The organism is Nonomuraea sp. NPDC050153 (genome assembly GCF_044460125.1).
Taxonomy (GTDB): Bacteria; Actinomycetota; Actinomycetes; order Streptosporangiales; family Streptosporangiaceae; genus Nonomuraea.
In genome coordinates this window covers 365,688-383,156 of the sequence record NZ_JBITJQ010000003.1, presented here as the reverse complement: position 1 = coordinate 383,156, position 17,469 = coordinate 365,688, and the positions used below count along the sequence as shown (strand labels likewise).

At 66.5% G+C, this 17,469-nt stretch carries 13 protein-coding genes and 1 pseudogene; 7 read left to right on the top strand and 7 right to left on the bottom strand.

Features of this window, described 5'->3' with window-relative positions; all coding sequences use genetic code 11:
- Positions 1–3: 3 nt before the first annotated feature.
- Positions 4–1,590 carry a flavin monoamine oxidase family protein gene (locus tag ACIBQ1_RS10315; RefSeq protein ID WP_397276197.1) on the bottom strand — a complete coding sequence of 529 codons (1,587 nt, stop codon included), beginning with the start codon at positions 1,588–1,590 and terminating at the stop codon, positions 4–6.
- Positions 1,591–1,881: 291 nt separating this feature from the next.
- Complete coding sequence (locus ACIBQ1_RS10310) at positions 1,882–3,849, bottom strand: serine hydrolase (RefSeq protein ID WP_397276195.1); 1,968 nt, start codon at positions 3,847–3,849, stop codon at positions 1,882–1,884.
- A 738-nt stretch (positions 3,850–4,587) separates the two neighbouring features.
- Between ACIBQ1_RS10310 and ACIBQ1_RS10305 the strand changes: the two genes are divergently transcribed.
- The 3 genes from ACIBQ1_RS10305 (at position 4,588) to ACIBQ1_RS10295 (ending at position 6,611) form a co-directional block, all read left to right on the top strand.
- Positions 4,588–5,718: a response regulator transcription factor gene (locus tag ACIBQ1_RS10305; protein WP_397276194.1), complete on the top strand. Its 1,131-nt coding sequence runs from the start codon at positions 4,588–4,590 to the stop codon at positions 5,716–5,718.
- Positions 5,715–6,026 carry a hypothetical protein gene (locus tag ACIBQ1_RS10300; protein ID WP_397276191.1) on the top strand — a complete coding sequence of 104 codons (312 nt, stop codon included), beginning with the start codon at positions 5,715–5,717 and terminating at the stop codon, positions 6,024–6,026. The genes ACIBQ1_RS10305 and ACIBQ1_RS10300 overlap by 4 nt, the downstream gene beginning before the upstream one ends.
- A gap of 102 nt (positions 6,027–6,128) precedes the next feature.
- A complete protein-coding gene (locus tag ACIBQ1_RS10295) occupies positions 6,129–6,611 on the top strand; it encodes a tyrosine-type recombinase/integrase (protein WP_397276189.1) in 483 nt (160 codons plus the stop codon).
- A 498-nt stretch (positions 6,612–7,109) separates the two neighbouring features.
- On the opposite strand, the gene ACIBQ1_RS10290 is transcribed toward ACIBQ1_RS10295, so the two are convergent.
- Both ACIBQ1_RS10290 and ACIBQ1_RS10285 read right to left on the bottom strand, forming a co-directional pair.
- Positions 7,110–8,738, bottom strand: coding sequence for a hypothetical protein (locus tag ACIBQ1_RS10290; protein ID WP_397276187.1), 1,629 nt, complete (start codon positions 8,736–8,738; stop codon positions 7,110–7,112).
- A gap of 177 nt (positions 8,739–8,915) precedes the next feature.
- Positions 8,916–9,410 (bottom strand): RICIN domain-containing protein, encoded by a 495-nt coding sequence (locus ACIBQ1_RS10285; RefSeq protein WP_397276186.1) that lies wholly within the window; start codon positions 9,408–9,410, stop codon positions 8,916–8,918.
- A 413-nt stretch (positions 9,411–9,823) separates the two neighbouring features.
- On the opposite strand from ACIBQ1_RS10285, the gene ACIBQ1_RS10280 reads away from it, so the two are divergent.
- From ACIBQ1_RS10280 to ACIBQ1_RS10270, 3 genes are read left to right on the top strand one after another with little or no spacing between them, the layout of a single operon-like run.
- Positions 9,824–13,528 carry a helix-turn-helix domain-containing protein gene (locus ACIBQ1_RS10280; RefSeq protein ID WP_397276184.1) on the top strand — a complete coding sequence of 1,235 codons (3,705 nt, stop codon included), beginning with the start codon at positions 9,824–9,826 and terminating at the stop codon, positions 13,526–13,528.
- A gap of 11 nt (positions 13,529–13,539) precedes the next feature.
- Positions 13,540–14,067 carry a hypothetical protein gene (locus tag ACIBQ1_RS10275; protein ID WP_397276182.1) on the top strand — a complete coding sequence of 176 codons (528 nt, stop codon included), beginning with the start codon at positions 13,540–13,542 and terminating at the stop codon, positions 14,065–14,067.
- Positions 14,022–14,318 (top strand): hypothetical protein, encoded by a 297-nt coding sequence (locus ACIBQ1_RS10270; RefSeq protein ID WP_397276180.1) that lies wholly within the window; start codon positions 14,022–14,024, stop codon positions 14,316–14,318. Before ACIBQ1_RS10275 ends, ACIBQ1_RS10270 begins: the two co-directional genes overlap by 46 nt.
- 977 nt (positions 14,319–15,295) lie before the next feature.
- Here the strand turns inward: ACIBQ1_RS10270 and ACIBQ1_RS10265 are convergent.
- From ACIBQ1_RS10265 to ACIBQ1_RS10255, 3 genes and pseudogenes are all read right to left on the bottom strand, one after another.
- Positions 15,296–15,955, bottom strand: a complete 660-nt coding sequence (locus ACIBQ1_RS10265) for a YdcF family protein (protein WP_397276178.1) — start codon at positions 15,953–15,955, stop codon at positions 15,296–15,298.
- A 14-nt stretch (positions 15,956–15,969) separates the two neighbouring features.
- Positions 15,970–16,521 carry a GntR family transcriptional regulator gene (locus tag ACIBQ1_RS10260; RefSeq protein WP_397276748.1) on the bottom strand — a complete coding sequence of 184 codons (552 nt, stop codon included), beginning with the start codon at positions 16,519–16,521 and terminating at the stop codon, positions 15,970–15,972.
- A 27-nt stretch (positions 16,522–16,548) separates the two neighbouring features.
- Positions 16,549–16,737: pseudogene (locus ACIBQ1_RS10255) on the bottom strand (winged helix-turn-helix domain-containing protein); the annotation flags it as partial.
- 179 nt (positions 16,738–16,916) lie between these two features.
- Between ACIBQ1_RS10255 and ACIBQ1_RS10250 the strand changes: the two are divergent.
- Positions 16,917–17,240, top strand: a complete 324-nt coding sequence (locus ACIBQ1_RS10250; protein WP_397276176.1) for a hypothetical protein — start codon at positions 16,917–16,919, stop codon at positions 17,238–17,240.
- Positions 17,241–17,469: the final 229 nt, after the last annotated feature.

The following is a 17,469-nucleotide window of genomic DNA, read 5'->3' as shown; positions in this document are numbered from 1 at the left end:
CTCTCAGGAGGTGCTCAGAACGCGCTGGTGCAGCTCGGTGACGACCTTGCGGGCGGATTCCAGGGCGCCCGACTGCCAGGCGATCATGTAGCTCAGCCAGTCTCCTGCGAAGTACACGTGGCCGGCCGGTTTGTTGAGGAGTTGGTACGCGCCCTGGCGGGACGGCCAGCCCACCCAGGCGCCCTCGATGTGCGGCTGGAGTTTCCAGGCGACGGACACCGACGACGCCAGTTCGTCGCGATACTTCGCACCGTGGATCTTCATGCCCTGCTCGATCGCGCGGCGCTCGCGGTCGGCGTGCTTCAGCGCGGCGTACGCGTCGGCCTGGGCGCCGAAGTTGTAGTAGCCGACGACCATGCCGCGCGCCGTGCCGTACCCGTAGGAGGGGTACCAGATCGTGGCCAGGTCGAGGTCGGTGGCGGTGACGCCGCCGTAGATGTCCTCGTCGGTCTCCCACCAGCGGCGGCGGTACTCCAGACCGATCTTGCCCGCGTTCGCGACGGTCGGGGTGGCGAGGGCGGCCTGGATCTCCGGGCCGAGGTTGTGCGCGGTCTTGGCGAGGATGTGCGGGGGCATCGCCGCGACGCACATGTCCGCTTTGATGTTCTGGGTACGGCCGTGGCGGTCCTGGTACTCCACCTCCACGCCGTCCTGCAGGTCGGTGATCTTGGTGACCTTGGAGCGCAGCCGGATCCGCTGCCGCCCGATCTTGGCGGCGAAGGCCCGGGGGATGGCGTCCATGCCGCCCACCGGCTGGAACATCAGCATCGCCTGGTCGTAGCCGAACTCGAACGAGAACCGCTGCCCGACGCCGCTCGCCAGCACCTCCGACAGTGACGGCACCGCCCCGAGGACCGTGCCCGGCTGCTCGCCCGCGCCCGGGTTCACGCTGTGGCCGCGGCGGGTGGTTCCGGTGTACTTGAATCCGCTCGCCTTGTCCCCCACCGCCCCGAAGCTCGACAGAAAGGCGATCAGCCGCTCTTTGTCCTGCGCGGTGAGCGCGGCGTCCAGCGCCCCCGCGTCGGTCGCCCGCGACAGCAGCTCCGAGACGTACCCGTACACGTCGGCCTTGGCGGTACGCCAGCGGACCGGGGCCTGCATGTTCTGGTGGTAGATGTAGGCCTGGGCGTTGGAGTTGGTGAAGACCTCCAGGTCCACGCCGAGCTCGCGGCAGTAGTCCATGGTGACCATCCACTGCGCCAGCCGGGCCGGGCCCGCGTTGAGATAGACGCCGTCCCTGAACCGCGCGACCTGTGTGGAGCCGTCCAACTCGGTCACGCGGTCACCGCCGCGGATGGTCCAGTTCCGGCCGCCCACCCGGTCGAGCGCCTCCAAGATCGTGCAGTCGTAGCCCGCCTTGCCCAGCTCGTACGCCGTGGCGAGGCCGGCTATCCCCGCGCCGAGGATCACCACCTTCTTCGCGGACCGCCCGTTGAGCGAGAAGTCGGACTGCTGCGGCGGGTCGAAGGTCCCCTTCGCGGACGCCTCGGCGGACGGCGCGAGACCGAGCGCGCCCATGGTCGCGAAGAGCGCGCCTGCGCCGCCGGAAACACCGACGGCGGACAGGAAATCGCGTCTGCTGTACCCCAACACGTACCTCCAAGATTTGCTGGAGGAGAGTCTGGAGGCGTTTTGTTGCCATTCATCCGACACTGTGTTGTTTGCGGGTTTCAAGACGATCATCTGGTTTGTAGTGAAATGTGAGCCCCAGGGGCCTCCAGTGGCCAATGGGTACTATGTGGGCGTTTCGTCCTGCCTGATCCCGGGTGCGCGCCAGGTGGGGGTGGATTCGCCGGTGAGACTGCGCGAGGCGAGGTGTTCCCTTCGCCGCCAGCGGCGGGATCAATCCGGGCGGGCGGTCCGATAGCAGCGGGGGCGACCTCAGAACAGGTCGTGGGAGGGCCAGACGGCGGTCTGCTGGAACACCTCCCACATCATCGCGTCGACGTCGATGCCGTTGCCGTTGGCCAGTGCCGCCCAGCAGAACTCGTTGCTCGTCCGGACGAGGATGGTCTCCGTGCCGTAGGGGATCAGGCGGCCGTTGTGCCACCGGTTGCCCAGGGCGTTGACCGCCCAGCCGCAGGCGTACTCCGAGTTGGCCGACGACGGCGTGACCATGGTTGCGATCGTGGCCGGCTTGAGCAGATCGGGGACGGTGGCGAAGCCGTCGGCCCGCAGCGCGAAGCGGACGATATCGACGGGCGAGGCGAGCCAGCCGCCGTGGGAGTCCATCCGCCGCACCGGGATGCTGTACGGGTCGCCGGTGCCGTAGTAGACCACCTCGTCGGGTCGCCGCTCGGCACGAGTGTTCCCGGCGATGTGCATGTTGGCGATCCCGCTGGGAGCGAGCACGCGCTGGCGCACGAGGTCGGCGTACGGCTGTCCGGTGACCTGTTCGATGATCCTGCCCAGCAGGCAGTAGCCGAAGTTGGAGTACATGTAGGTGGTGCCGGGCGTGTACTGGAGGGGCCGGTTGTCGAGCACCCAGCCGATCAGTTGATCGTGGGTCATCGCCGGGTTACCGAACATGGGGTCGTTGGCGTCGTTGGTCCAGCCCCCGGCGGTGTGCTGGAGCAGATGCCGGACCGTGATCGCCTGGAGGCTCGCGCCGTAGGGCTTGCTGCCGTACCGGGTGCCGAGGATGCCCCCGGCACCGAAGACGCGCTGGTCGAGCGTCAGACGGCCGGCCTCGACGAGCTGCATGATCGCGACTGCGGTGATCGGCTTGGAGATGCTGGCGACGCGCATCAGGTGCCGTTCGGTGAGCCGCTCGCCGGTCTCACGGTTGGCCAGCCCGTACCCTCGGGCGAAGACGAGCGCACCACGCCGGGAGATCGCGAGTGACACGCCGGCCACCCCGGAGGCCCTCATGTGGCGGTCGACGACCGTGTGGACAGCGTCGAAGTTGCCGTCCGTGATCTTGTCGCTCAGCCAGATCCCCGCGTACCGGCCCGCGCCGGCGCCGTAGCCGCTGACCCGGGCGGGCCGGTAGCCGTCTCGCTGATGCTGGTCGAATACCGCCTGGTAGTCCGCCGACGCCACGTTGTGGCGGGCCGACCAGGCCGGACCGGCGCCCCGCACCCAGATCGCCGCGTACAGATCGACGCCGCCGACGGTGTAACCGCTGACGTGGACGGGGCGGTACCCATCCTTCGTGAGCCGGTCGAACTCGGCCTGGTAGCGCTCCGCAGTCAGATCGTGGCGGGCCTCCCAGTCGGGCCCCCTGGCGCCCCAGACCTTCTCCCAGATCGCGGCGAAGTGCGCCTTACCCCCCATCCCGTAGCCGTCCACGTGGATGAGGCGGTAGCCCCCCTTGAGCTGCCGGTCGAACTCGGCCTGGTACTGCTCCGAGGTCATGTCGTGGTAGGTGATCAAGTCCGGCCCGCCGGTGAATTCCCAAATCGCCGCGAAGTACGTCTTTCCGCCGACCTCGTAACCGGCCACGTGGATGAGGCGGTAGCCCTCTTTGATGAGCCGCTGGTACTCGGCACGGTACTCCGGCTCGGTCAGGCCATGGCGGGCGAACTGCGGCGGCCCCGGCGCGTGCTCCCAGATGGCCGCGTATCCCGGTCGGCCGGCCATCTCGTAGCCGTCCACCTGGATCAGGCGGTACCCCTCCTTGGCCAGGCGGTCGAACTCGGCCTGGTACTGCTCCGGGGTCAGGCCGTGGCGCGCCACCCACGGAAACGGTCCGCCCAATAATGCCGCGCCGGTGCGAGCGCTTCCCACGACTTCGGCGACACTGGCCGCCGAGGCGACTCCGGATCGCTCAAGACCAACGAACGCGGCCAGCCCGATCGCCGTGAAGAGCACGTCACGACGGCCGAACGGCGCCGATGAATCCTGCATGTCGAACCCCTGTCCCCGGGCGCTGTCGCGCCCGGTCGATATACGCAAAATGTGAGCCCGTGCCGACGATCGTTCGTGCCGCCGCCGTCTCGAGCTCATGGACACCTCGGTACGCGTCCGCGTGCCGACCGGTTACGGCGTGGCGCGGGGAGTACCGCGGAACCGCGCGAGGCGGCCCGAGGTGGAAGCCTTGCGTGTCGCCCGCGCCCGGTACGCCGGATAGCGCCGCAGCCTCGGCTCTCCGCAAGCTACGCCGCAGCCCGGGCAAGGCCCCTCATCTGTGCAAGGCCATCGCCGTCCTGCAAAACCATCGCGTCACGCACCGTGCACAGAGGTGAGGTCGGCTCATGGTGAGTGAAAGACCTGCGGTGGCTCGAAGCGAAATCCCCGCCGTCAAGCCGCGCAACCCCGATGACCGCGCAGTGAACCCGTAGCGACCGTGACGCGACGCGCAGCCGATGCCAAAATGCGCATGCTCGTCTTTCCCCCCTTCTGCCGAATTCGCATGCCGCGCCGTCCACCCCCGCTGCCGGATTACAGGCGCGTGGTGGAGGCTGCCGGCGGCCCTGCCGTAGACCCGATTACGTCCGGCGCCCCCAGTGCTTGCCCCCGTTCTCGTCCTCCACAGTGCGCGGCGGCTCGCTGGTCGCGACACCCCGCAGATGGGTGGTCAGGTGGCTACGAAATTCCCTCATTTGAGGGGTTGCGCGTTGCCGCACAGACGTTCATGCTCAGGCGGTGGGGTTGACTTTCGGCACCGTGTCGGCTCGACGCGCATACGAGCGCATTCAGCAGTTGACCTTGACAGGTATCGCCGACAGCGAATTTCTTGCAAAGCTTTCGGGCCTGCTACGCGAGATCGTTCCCTTCAACGCTTGCTTCTGGGCGGCGGCCGACCCGCTGACGATGCTCGCGACTTCTCCCTCCCGACTGGAGAACCTGGGATCCGGTGAAGCGTGCGACAAGTACTGGGAAAGCGAATTCTTCGTCGAGGACGTCAACCACTTTCGCACGCTGGCTCGCATGACGTCCCCGGCCGCGACTTTGTATCGCGTGACGGAGGGACATCCGAGGAGAAGCTCCCGGTACCACAATCTCAACCTCTCGCTCGGCCTCGGCGACGAATTGCGGTGTGTGTTCAGGACCGGTGTTGATGTGTGGGGCTACGCGTGCCTGTGGCGAGCCGAGGACGCGCAGCCGTTCACCCCCGGCGAGGAGCAGTTGCTCGCCGGCCTCGCCGACGCGATCGGCCATACCTTCCGGCGCTCAGCGCTTTTGCGGCCCGGCCTCGCAATGGATATGCCCGACGCCCCCGGACTGCTCATATTCGACCAGACGGGAGCGCTTGAAACGCTCAACGAGCCTGCAGAGGCATGGCTGCGAGAGTTGCCGCTCACGCCGTTACGCAACGACAACCCCGACATCATCCCCCTGCCCTCCGAGCTACGCTCGGTGGCCAACAAAGCACGCGCCATCGCGGCCGGACGCGACAGCGGCAACGCCCGAGCACGGCTGCTGATGCATGGCTACTGGGTGGTGATCCACGGCTTCGCCCTGCGAGAAACGAACGCCGGGAGCGGCAAGACAGCCCTGGTGATCGAACCGGCCAAGGCCACCGAAGTGGCCGCCCTCATCGTGAAGGCCTACCAGCTCAGCCGACGGGAACAGCAAATCGTCCGGCTGGTCGCCAACGGCCTGCCCACTACCGACATCGCAGCGATGCTGCGGCTTTCCACGCACACCATCCGTGGCTACCTGAAACAGATATTCGAGAAGGTCGAGGTCTCCAGCCGGGGCGAGCTCGTCGCGAAGATCTTCGCCGAGCACTACAAGCCGACGCTCAACCGCGACATCCGCGTCGATCCGTGAACCTCGCCGAGACGCACGTCATCCCGAGGCTGGGAAAGATCAAACTCCAGCACGTACGTGCCGATCACGTGGATGAGTGGCTCGTCCAGCTCTCCGGCAAGCTGGCCACCACCACCCTCCGAGAGATCCACAGCGCGCCCAAGAGAGCCATCCGGCAAGCTCAGGCACGCGACATGGTCCTCATGAATGTCGCCGCGCTGGTCACCACACCCACCGGTACGGACGACCCAGCAAGGCACTCACACGGCAACAGGCAGAGGCCGTGCTCAAGGCCGCCGAGGTCTCCGAACTCCACGCCTACGTGGTGATCAGTCTCACCACGGGCGTCCGCGCCGAGGAGGCACGCGCTGTGCTGGGATCACGTCGTCGCCTGGATACCGAGTCTCAAGACCTGGCATCCGGTGACGGAGGTGGGGTTCAAGCACAGGAAGTTCGCCATCTACGGATGGCGTGCCGATCGAGAAGGAGGGGACACCAAGACCCGCAAGTCACGCCGCACGCTCGAACTGCCCAAGCTCGCGGCGCAGGCGCTCCGGCAACACCACACCCGCCAAGCCGTGCTCAAGCTCAAGGCCGGCGAGGCTTGGCAAGATCACCAACTGGCGCTCTGCACGAGCGTCGGCACCCCGTTGAACGCCTCGAACGTACGACGGGCATTCCGCAAGATCACCAAACGAGCGGGACTCGGAACCGCCTGGAGTCCCCGTGAACTACGTCACTCGTTCGTCTCCATCATGAGTGACCAGGGCGTCCCCATCGAGACCATCGCCGATCTCGTCGGGCACGCGTGCACCAGCGTCACCGAAGCCGTATACCGGTTCCAGCTCAAGCCGGTGATCACCAAAGGTGCCCACACAATGAACACCATCTTCGGCGACAGCCGCCACGGGTAGAGAATCCGACTGGGATGGCTCCCCGATTGGCTCCCATCGACTTCCAGACATGAGAAAAGGGCCTCCGGATTACTCCGAAGACCCTTCTCACCTGCATCTTCCTGGTGGGGTGTTCACGAGTAGGTCTGGCCTGGCACGGAAGCAGGGATCAGAAGATCGCTTCCCGGACGTGCGTTGATCGTTTCCCGAGAATCGATGTGATGACAAGATCGTGGGGATGCCAGACACTGACCGGATGGATGACGTAGCGGATGAGATGTCCGATCCCGATGACCTTGCTCTGTGGGCTCTGCACTGCTACTGCCCGAATGCGAAACGAACGCCCCATCAAGTGGTGTCCGACGGCAACAACGGATGGGTCTTGTACGCGGCACGTCGCGGTGCGCTAAGGGGCCATTTAGACGTTTCCGACGCGCAAGCTTCGGGGCCGCCCTCTTCGGGCGGCCCCGCTGCCGGTCCACAACGACATGCGCGAGTCATCACAGGAGCAGGCGGACCCTATCTCCAGGCGCTGCAGTTGTAGACCCGATTTCCTTTGCGTCGGCAGACTCTTACATGAGCCGCCCATACCTTGCGGAAGGTGAAGGATGCTTTGGCGTGGCGGCCCTTCGGGCACGCCCGACCGCCCATCTGCCATCTCTTGCCGTCGAGGCGCACTTCGGCCACCACGCAGTATCCGTCCGAATAGTCGTCCCACACGTCGCTCGACACTTCGACGGTGTACGGTCCCCGACCGCACCAGGACACCCAGAAGCTGCCCCGCCCACCGGGGTGGTCTCTCCAGATGCCGTGCATGTCGGTCGTGTGGAGCCACGGACTTCTTTCGTTGGCCCCACCACAAACGTAGACGAAGGCGTTGTCGGAGGTCGTCGCCAAATCCTCTGTGGCCAGGTCGTCAGCAGGCGGGTCGGTGAAGTAGCCCCGCAGTGAGACCTGGACGTGGGTGGTGCCCGGACCGCGGTTGGTGATGGTCACATGCCCTTCGGAGTCGGGCATGACCAGGTCGAATCCGGTAGTGCTCTCCGCCTGGTCGTAGTTGACGCTGGAGATGTCGGGGTCACCCTCCTCGGATGGATAGACGGTGAGCCAGCCCTTGTCCGTTGGTCGCCGGGCTTGGATGGTGAGCGCGGCCGAAGCCATCGCCTTGTCGCCCAGGTCGATACCCTGCGTGACGTCGAAAGTGACGGACTGGCCCGGGGCGAGGGGCTGAGTGCTTCCGCCCGGGACGCCGGCGCCGGTGATGGTCTCGACGATGACCTTGGACGGGACGGTGACGTAACCCCCTCCGCCCGCTTCCGCCGTCGCCATGAAGAAGCCGCGAAGGGTCAGTGCCACGTGTACGGTGCCGCTGCCGCGGTTGTCGAGGATCAGTTTGCCGCTGCCGGTCAACTGGGCCACGGTGAAACTGCTGTTGGTCTCGTCGGGGACGTAGTCCACCGTCGCCACGTTGTTGCCCGGCTGATCGGACGGGTGCAGGCTCAACCAGCCATTCTGGCCCTGGGACCACGCCACGACGTTCAGTGCGACCGCGTTGGCGCCGGTGGCCGGAATGCTGCGCTGTCCGGCGACGTCGATCGTCACCGACGAGTTGCCCGGGATGGGGATGGCTTCGCGGGCGGGGGACCCGGTGACGTGCCCTGGCCGGGTGTCATACAGATACTCGGCGCCGGTCGGGTAGTACTCGTTGCCCGCCTGAGTGTCGGTGGCACTGAGGAAGTAGCCGCGGCCGGCGACCACGATGTGGACCGGGCTGTCGCTGTTGTTGACGACGGACACCATGCCGGTGCCGGTGAGGCGGGTGAAGTCCTCGCCCGTGACATTTTCGCCCGGGTAGAAGGTCAGCGTTGACACGGTGGTCGGGGCATCGGATGGATGGACGGTGAACCAGCCGGACTTCTCCGCGCCCACCGCGGTGATGTTCAGGGCCACCGCCGACACCCCGGAAGTCGGGATTCCCGCTTGGCCGGCCACCTGAAAGGTGATCTGGCCCTTGGCCGGGACCTTGGCCGAGCCGACGCCTCCGGTCCCGTCGCGGGTGTCCGCGAGGACGGTCGGGGGCACGGCCACGAACTGGTTGTCCGAGGCATCGTCAGCTCTCGCCGGATTGATCAACGAGGTCGCCGTCATCAGTGAGATCAGCAGGATGAGTACGGTCGCCACCGCTGTGACGGCACGCCCGGGCGGGCGGGCATGGACACGATGCATGCGTGCACCTTTCGTAGTCGGTTCGAGGTTGTGGGAACCAGGCGAAGCAACCGTGACTTCGGCCCGCCGCCCCTGTGGGCGGGCCGTGCGCGGGAAGGGTCAGCGCCGGAACCATGCCTGCTCGGAGGTTGGCTCGCAGGGCCACTGGATCGCCTTCTTGCCCGCGCGCTTCTCGCCGTGCCCGATGGCGAGGCACATGCCCGTGGCTCTGTTCCGGAGCCGCTGCATACCGTCGTAGACCCACTCCTGCGCCAGTCCGCCGTCCGTGCACGGCCACTGGATCGCGACCTTCCCCTGCTTCTTCTCGCCGCGCCCGATGGCCAGGCACAGCCCGGTCTTGACGTTCACAAGCCGGCGGTCGGACCGGTGGATCCAGCGCTGCGACTTACTCCCGATGCAGGGCCACTGGATCACCGGCTTGCCGGCCTTGACCTCTCCCCGGCCGATGGCCAGGCACATGCCGGTCGCACCGTTGACGTACGCCCCGCCGGGCGCGGCGGAGGCCACGGCGGCTTGAGCGGACACGGCGGCTGGCAGGGACAGCACGGTCAGTGCGGTCGCGACCACGGCGGCGGTCTTGGAGCTCGCGCGCATGGTTGTCCTTTCTCGGGTGGTCGATCAAGGGAGGTGGGATCACGAGCCCGATCGCGATCGTCAGCGCTCGCCGGTCCCGTTCCGCAAGCAGCCGGGGAGGTGACACGTCCGTGTGCCGCTCCCGTCGGCAGGCGGTCCCGTGACCACTTGCCCGCCGAGGCCTGTGGCTCCAGGATCGTGACGTCACGATTGTTCGGCACCCCTCATCAGGCAGGAAAACAATGCTTTTCTGGGCGGCTGGATCCTCTCCGTGCCTCCCCCCGCGGCTCCTGACACCGATCGACCGGCACGCTTGCGCGCACAAGGATTCAGGTTCGCCACGCACGCGATTGGCGAGCCGGGGCAATCAGGTGATGTGATCAGCGAGCGCATTCGAATCGTCTTCGTCGTCCAGCGAAGGGAGTCCCGTAGCGGTGGTGGGCCGTCGCGAAAGTCCGGTGGACCCGGCAGCGGGGCCGGTTCAACGCTTCGCCTGCGAGTTACGCAAACTGCGCCAGGAGGCGGGCGGACTCACTTATCGGGCCATGGCCAAGCGTGCGGGTTATTCGGTCACCACGCTGTCGCAAGCGGCGGCGGGTGAGCGCCTGGCTTCCCTGCCCGTCGTTCTCGCCTTCGTGGAAGCCTGCGGCGGGAACGTCTGCGAATGGGAGCGCCACTGGCAGCAGGTCGCTGACGAATTGGCCCGCCAGCGGGCGGGCGACGACGGCGCCGCCGGGCCGTACTTGGGCCTGGCTCCCTACGGCACGGACGATTCCGGTCGTTTCTTCGGACGGGAGCGGCTCGTCGAGGAATTGCACGAGTTGCTTCGACGGCATCGGTTCGCCGCGGTGTTCGGCCCTTCGGGCAGCGGCAAGTCGTCCCTGTTGCGTGCCGGGCTCGTGCCCGCCGTACGGCCCGCTGGGCGGAGCCTGGTCCTCACGCCAGGCGAGCATCCGATGCGGCACGCCGATCGGCTCCTTGCGGGCGAGGGCGACGTCGACAGGTTGATCGTGGTCGACCAGTTCGAGGAGTTGTTCACGCTCTGCCGGGACCAGCGCGAACGGTGGCAGTTCATCGACCTGCTGCTCGGCGCGCGGCAACCACGGAGCCGGATGAAAGTGGTGATAGCGGTGCGCGCCGACTTCTACGGGCGGTGCGCCGAGCACCGCGAGCTCACCGCGGCCCTGCGTGAGGCCAACCTGCTGGTGGGGCCGATGCACCAGGAAGAGCTGCGGGAGGCGATCGTCCGGCCGGCCATGGCCGAGGGGTTGACGGTGGAGCGAGCGCTGACGGCCGAGATCGTCGCCGACGTCGCCGACGAGCCGGGGGCGCTTCCGCTGATGTCGCACGCGCTGCGGGAGGTCTGGCGCCGCCGTACGGGCAAGATGCTGACCTTGGACGCCTACGAGAGCGTGGGCAGAGTCCATGGCGCGATCAGCCATACCGCGGAGCAGCTCTATGCCGGCCTGTCGCAGGAACAGGCGAGGATCGCCCGGCGGGTGCTGCTCAGGCTGATCCATCCGGGCGAGCAGGCGCAGAACACCCGCCGTCCCGCTGACCGGGCTGAGCTGGACCCGTACGGGGAGGCGGACACCGCGCTGGTCATCGAACGGCTGGCCGGGGCCAGGCTGCTCACGCTGCACCAGGACACCGTGGAGATCGCGCACGAGGCCTTGATCGAGTCGTGGCCGCGGCTGCGTGGATGGGTGGACGAAGGACGCGATCGCCTGCGCGCACATCGGCAGTTGACCGACGCGGCCGAAGCGTGGGAGGCGCATGGCCGGGACGCCGGGCTGCTGTACCGGGGCACCCGCCTGGCCGTCGTCGACAAGCTGTTCGTCGAGCCTGGCGACCGCGACGACCTCACGCCGCTGGAGCGGAACTTCATCGACGCGAGCGCGGCACAGGCTCGGCGTACCTCTCGCAGGCGAGTCGCCGTCTCGGCCGCCCTGGTGGTCCTGCTGGTCGCCTCCATGGTCGCGGCGGGAGTCGCCATCCGGCAGGCCGGCCTGGCGGACGACCAGCTGGCGGAGGCGACGGCCCGGCTGGTCGCCAGGCGCGCGTCAGCTCTGCGGATGAGCGACCCGAAGCTGGCCCGCCGGTTGAGCGCCGCGGCCTGGCGGATCGCCCGGGTCCCCGAGGCCAGAGTCGAGCTTATCGACTCCATGGCGCTGCCCCTGGTGGATGTCGTCACCGCTCCGTACGACGCGACGGACCTGGTGCAGGGGCTCAGCGTGGACGGCACCAGGCTGGCCGTCTACACATCCGGTACGGCGGCCGAGCCGGGCGCCCTGCGCGTGCTCGACCTGGCCACGAAGAAGGAGGTCGTCAGCGCCAGATGGCTGGGGCAACCTGCCACAGAAGTGGTATGGAGTCCTGACGGCCGTACGCTGGCGGTGAACGACGGGACCAACGCACAGTTGTGGACCGTCGGCGCCAGAGGCCTGACGGACCTCGGCGTGGCATTCCCCCATCTCGACCCTGCGGAGTTCAGCCCGGACGGGCGCTTCCTCCTCGGGGTCCGCGACAAGGTGAACGAGGCCTGGAGCATCGCGGACCGAACGCGCGTGCTCGACGAACCGGTCAACGCCATCAGTCCGGACGGTCGGCTGGCCCTGGTCATCCCGGCGGAGGCCCAGGAACCGACGACCACCGCACCGGCCCCTGGCAGCAGGTCGAGCTCGGGGCGAAGGGTGGAGCTCTGGGACATTGAGCAGCGCAAACCGCTCCGGGCCCCCTGGCTACCGGAAACCGCCATGGAGGGCGAGTTCAGTCCAGACGGGAAGCTCTTGGCCGTCTCGACCAACAACGACGGGATCCGGCTGTTCGACCTCTCCTCGGGCAAGGAGGCCATCGACCCGCTGTTTCCGGCTGTGGAACGTGTGCGGTTCAGCCCCGACGGCCGGTTCCTGACCGGTATGCCGACCGAGAACTGGGTGAGTCTGTGGCGGGTGGACAACGGCATGCTGTTGTTGGACTCCTCAGTTCTTGCCGACGTCGCGAAAGCCGATCCCCGTATCTCGCCGGATGGCCGCCTTCTCCGGGTGATCGGCCAGTTCGGCACGGTGAATGTCCTGGACATCTCCCCCTACACATCTGAGGTACTCGCGCCGGGAAGCGGCAAGCGGCTGTTCAGCCCTGACGGCCGCTTCCTGGTGACGGCGAATCGCCGAAAAGGCAGGCCGGAGGTGCGCATCTGGGATGTCGCCGCGCGAAAACCCGTCAGCGGCCCGCTCCCCGTCGAGGACCTCCCGGAGAACGACCCTGCGAAGACGGCGTACTCCCCGGTGTTCAGTCCCGACGGGCGCACGCTCGCGCTCATCCACCCCGCGTCCCCCGTGGTGACCTTGTGGGACGCCACCAACGGCCGCAACATCGGCTCATTGCGCGTCCGGAGACAGAGAGCCGTCGGAGTCCTGTCCATGGCCTTCTCCCCCGACGGCAGGACCGTCGCGGTCGTTCCCCTCAGCGCGCACCCGGATGACGAAGAGGCGCCCGATGGCCTCGACTTCGACGATCTGGAGCTGTGGAACCTGACAGCCAGACGATGGATCCGCACCGTCGCCGGTGCGGGGTCAGAGAAGCTGATCTTCGAGCCCGACGGGCGCCGGTTGCTCGTGGGCAGATCCAGCAAGGGGCGAATCCTGGTCGATACGGCCACCGGAGAGATGCGCCAGCACTCCTCTGACGCCCGCGCCGAGGGAAGGATTCTCTTCATCGAAAACAAGGCCGCGATTGCCGACATGGACGGGCGTATGACGTTCTGGGACACCGCACTGCGCAGGCGCCTGTCCCCGCCGCTAACGGCACACTTGGCATCGATCGACGCTCTTGTCCCTTACCCGCAGGGCGGACTACTTGCCACCATCCCCAGGGAAGGCCGGTTCGGCATCCAGTTATGGGACTGGCGGACATATCAGCGGATCGCCTCACCGATCAGCTTCACCACTCAGCCGGCATCGGCGGCGGCATTCAACCGGACCGCTCTCCTCATCTCGACCGCCGACGGGGCCTTGCGTGAGATCACCGTCGATCCGGACGCCGCTGTCGCCACGATCTGCCGCCGGGATGGCGACCTCTCCCCTGCCGAGTGGAAAGAACACATTCCAGAATTGACCTATCAAGAGACCTGCCACTGATGATCCCGGGAGTGCAGGGCAGCACCCACGGCGCCCTGCTCATCGACGACTCCCTGGCCTGCCCGCTGACGCCCGACCGGCTCGCCCAGGCCACCACCGGTCTGGACGACGCCGCCATCCGCACACCCTCGGACGAACTCAACGCGCTCATCAGCGCGCGAGAGCCGTACTTGCTGCGCCTCAAGCAGAGCCCGAACACCGACGGCGCCGTCCGCTTCCAGTGCCCGGCAGCAGGCACCTCCCCATCGCTGACCTGCCCCCGCTTCGACCGCCTCCACCAGCGCGAACCCAGCCGGCCCACCGCGGTCGACCTCACCGACACCCGGCAACGCGCCGCCCACCCCGCGGCCAAACCCCGCGTCTTGCCTCCGACCCCCGACCACAAGAGCGGCGAACTGCCGAAGATCTGCCACCAGCACACCATCACCCTGCACCCCGCCGACCTCGGCCACCTCGACAAGTTCCGCCAGGATCTGCCCTACCTCAGCCCCTCGTGGCGAGGGACGTACTCCACCGCCAGGGCGATGGCGGGGGGCTGAACGGCCGTCTCAAGGGCCACGACCTCGACCTGGGTGATCCGAAGAACCGGCTCGCCCACGGCCGCGTCGCCCAGACCATCCTGGTCGCGCTGCTCGTCACCGTCGCCAACGACCACTTCCTCGACCAGTGGCGCCACACCCACCAGCCCCAAGACGAGCCGATCACACCGGCCGACACTCCGCAGACTCCAGCCGAGCCCTTCGACGGCACGCCACCCGCAGGCCAGAGCAGGCCACCACCCGCCCCATAAGCCGCAAAACCCGCCACCCTGTCGCAGCGCCCAGCTCACCGTCGGCTTCGCCATGCCCAACGGCCGGATCTCGGTCCTCCACCAGCGGCCTGACACCACCTGGGCCTTCCCAGACACCTGCTCCGCGGCTCCCAAACCAGGACGAACCCGATTCGGAAACCCCTGAAACGACAAGATCCCGCCCGATCTCAACGATCAGACGGGATCCCGTCAACTTCAGTCCAGCCGTCTCAAGAACGGCCCTGGGTGGAGATGAGGGGATTCGAACCCCTGACCCCTTCGATGCGAAGCATTCATATTGATCGCTGGACCTTGAGTGTTGGCTGGTCAATCCGCCTGATCGTGTGCACTGTAGTGCATTGTTGGGTCGCTGCGGGCATCTTCGATGTCACTCAGTTTGTCACTCAGACTCACGACGACACGAGTGGGGCGTTCCTTCCCCCGTCGCACGCCCCACTCTCCCCCCGCCCCCGCTAGCTGACCAAGGATCGCGACTGGACGCCAGGTTCTGTCAAGGCAGGCTTCGCGTGTACGTCAGCCCCGTGAGGTTCCACGCCCGCTGTGCTTCCAACGGCCACAGCCTGCCTTGACAGGTTCTGGTGGCCCGCGAATCCTCGGGCAGCGGGGGCGGGGGGGAGAGCCCACGACGTTTCCACGGTCATCCGTACCCGGCCAGAGGCCAGCCTCGTGATCGCGAGCGCGTGCGCTGACCAGCTCGTCCCCGTGGCCTGAGAAGTGCGCCCCCTGTGATCAGATCTGTACAGTCTCAAGGCGGCCCCATCCACTCGTCCGCGCCGCCGGCCGGGGCTGAAACCGCCGGGGTGCCGCCTGGCGCTTGCGCCTCTTGGCGGCGGGGTCCCCGAGCGGCTGCCCTGTGGGGCAGGCCCCTGGTCGGCGGCGCGTGCGGCCCCTTGGGGCCGCCTTGAAGACGTACAGAAACTTCTCACAGAGCGGACCGGGCGAGGTTGGTAGCTTCGTCAGATAAGACGGCTCGTGTATCCCGCATCAATCAAGCGTTGGAAGGCGGCATCGACTTCATCCGGGTATGGCTGCTCGATGGCAAAGCCCTTCTTGGCGTATTCAGTGATTCGCTGAGTGTCGCCAACCAGCATGTTGATCACGCGATCTGTATCGCCGATGCTCACCACGTAGTTGTCCAGGGATAGGGGAAGCGATGCACAGGTTACATCGATCTCAGGCCATAGCTTCTTACACGTTGCGTAGGCGCGTCGCTGCTGGTACGGGCGAGAAATAAGGACCGCTGATGTGACGGCTATCCCTTGCTTCTCCAGGAGGTCGCGGGTGTAGGTGAAATTCTCTCCAGTATTTGTCGCCTGCGGCTCAACCAGGATGGCGTCACCAGGGACGCCAAGTTCCATAGCGTGATCTTTGTAATGGACGGCTTCCCCACGGGGGAATCTGCTAATTGTTGTGGGAGCATTGGCGCCTGTGAAGACGATCAGCGGGAACATCTTCTGGTGGTAGAGATCGGCGGTAAAGGTAGCGACCCCGAGGTCATGACTCCCAAGGCCAATACCTACGTCAGCCGGACGAACGACATGGTGCATGTCGTGGTAGTCCCACAAGGTCTCGACATCAGCTTTGAGGCTGTCGGGTACAAAGGCGCTACTAGTCATGCTCCCACTCTGCCTTAATCAGGGATCTCAAACGTGTAGGACCACGCGAAGCGGGACGCAGCATGAACGCCTCGCGCGAACTCGACCAACTGGCCGTCTCTGGTGAAGGTGCGTCGCTGAAGGATCATGACTGGTTCACCGGAGGGAAGTTCGAGCAGCTCCGCCTCGTCGGGCGTGGGCATGCGCGCATAGACGGTTTCGGCCATGCTGTGTGGCTCCAGCCCTTGCAGCGTTAGAACAGCAAACCCACCTCCTCGGCCGGCAGGCCCCGGCGTTGGATCGACGAGTGGCGTTCCCTCCACATCCTCCGGGCGGTAGTAGCTCGTCAAGGTGTGGGTTGGCGAGTCCCCTTCTTTGACGAGCCGCGCACGTTCATAAACGGGGGCACCTTCCTGTAGGCCGAACGCCTCGGCAACCTCGGGGTCCGCTTCGACCATGCGCACCTTCTGCGTCTGGTCAGTGAGGCTCCACTTTCGACCGGATGCCTCCCGGTCGGCAGCGAACGCGACGAGGCCACTGAACTTCCACTTGCTCTTGGCGTAACGCTCAACACCCAAGCGCTTCATGGGCGGACGCTCACGGACCACAGTTCCCCTACGCCGTACAGCCGTGACGAGTCCCTCAGCTTCGAGTAGCCCGACGGCATGACGGACAGTCTTGATGTTCACCCCGTACTGCGCTGCTATGTCCTCCTGCTTAGGCAGGGTCTCTCCCGCTGGATAGTCGCCCCGCAGGATGCCCCCACGAAGGACTTCGGCCAGCTCACGGTAGCCAACAGCCATGTCCATACCTCCACTCATCAACTTCCCAATAAGGGTAGCGGTATCCGTCCAATCAACCCATCCAGGCATGATAGAGGTAGCTCTATTGACAAGCTCCGACCATCATTGCTTAATAGAGCTACCTCTAAGGGACGGCGCACCGAGAGGCGGTGCGGTCCTACATCGAAGGGAAGGGCTCCATGAAGCTCTACGTGGACACGAGCAACAAGCAGGTGACGGTGTCGAAGGAGTCGGTCGAGAAGACCGACCAGAACGGTCGTCAGAAGACCGAGCGCGACACGGGCCGTCCGATGTGGTCGACGCAGGTGTTCGTCCTGGACGAGGACGGTGGCGAGGTTCTCGCTGTCACTACGGCCGGTATCCGGCCCGAGGTGAAGGTGGGACAGGTCGTCACTCTCTCCAAGCTGGAGGCCCTGCCCTGGTCGACCAACGGACGCAGCGGCGTTGCGTTTCGCGCAACGGAGATCAAGGCGGCGACGGTTTCGGCGGTCAAGTCCGCCTGACCTAGCTTCAGACGCTCACGGTCCACCTGAAGTGTCCGCAATGTGATGCCACTCGGAGACATCTCCGGGCATCACTGCCGGCCAACGGCCTGACTCGGCAAGTAGGAGATCACTCCGAAACAGCCGAAAGATCACCAGGAATTTCCCGGGCACGCCTACCCAACCACGAGAAGAGCGTGCCCGGTCCTCGTAAGGAGGACCCAGCATGTCATGTTCGCCTACCCGGGGC

What these genes read in the sequence shown, in the direction of transcription:
- ACIBQ1_RS10250 (WP_397276176.1), top strand. Translation starts at nt 16,917, where the DNA reads ATGAAGCTCTACGTGGACACGAGCAACAAGCAGGTGACGGTGTCGAAG.
- ACIBQ1_RS10265 (WP_397276178.1), bottom strand. Translation starts at nt 15,955, where the DNA reads ATGACTAGTAGCGCCTTTGTACCCGACAGCCTCAAAGCTGATGTCGAG.
- ACIBQ1_RS10310 (WP_397276195.1), bottom strand. Translation starts at nt 3,849, where the DNA reads ATGCAGGATTCATCGGCGCCGTTCGGCCGTCGTGACGTGCTCTTCACG.
- ACIBQ1_RS10285 (WP_397276186.1), bottom strand. Translation starts at nt 9,410, where the DNA reads ATGCGCGCGAGCTCCAAGACCGCCGCCGTGGTCGCGACCGCACTGACC.
- ACIBQ1_RS10260 (WP_397276748.1), bottom strand. Translation starts at nt 16,521, where the DNA reads ATGAAGCGCTTGGGTGTTGAGCGTTACGCCAAGAGCAAGTGGAAGTTC.
- ACIBQ1_RS10290 (WP_397276187.1), bottom strand. Translation starts at nt 8,738, where the DNA reads ATGACGGCGACCTCGTTGATCAATCCGGCGAGAGCTGACGATGCCTCG.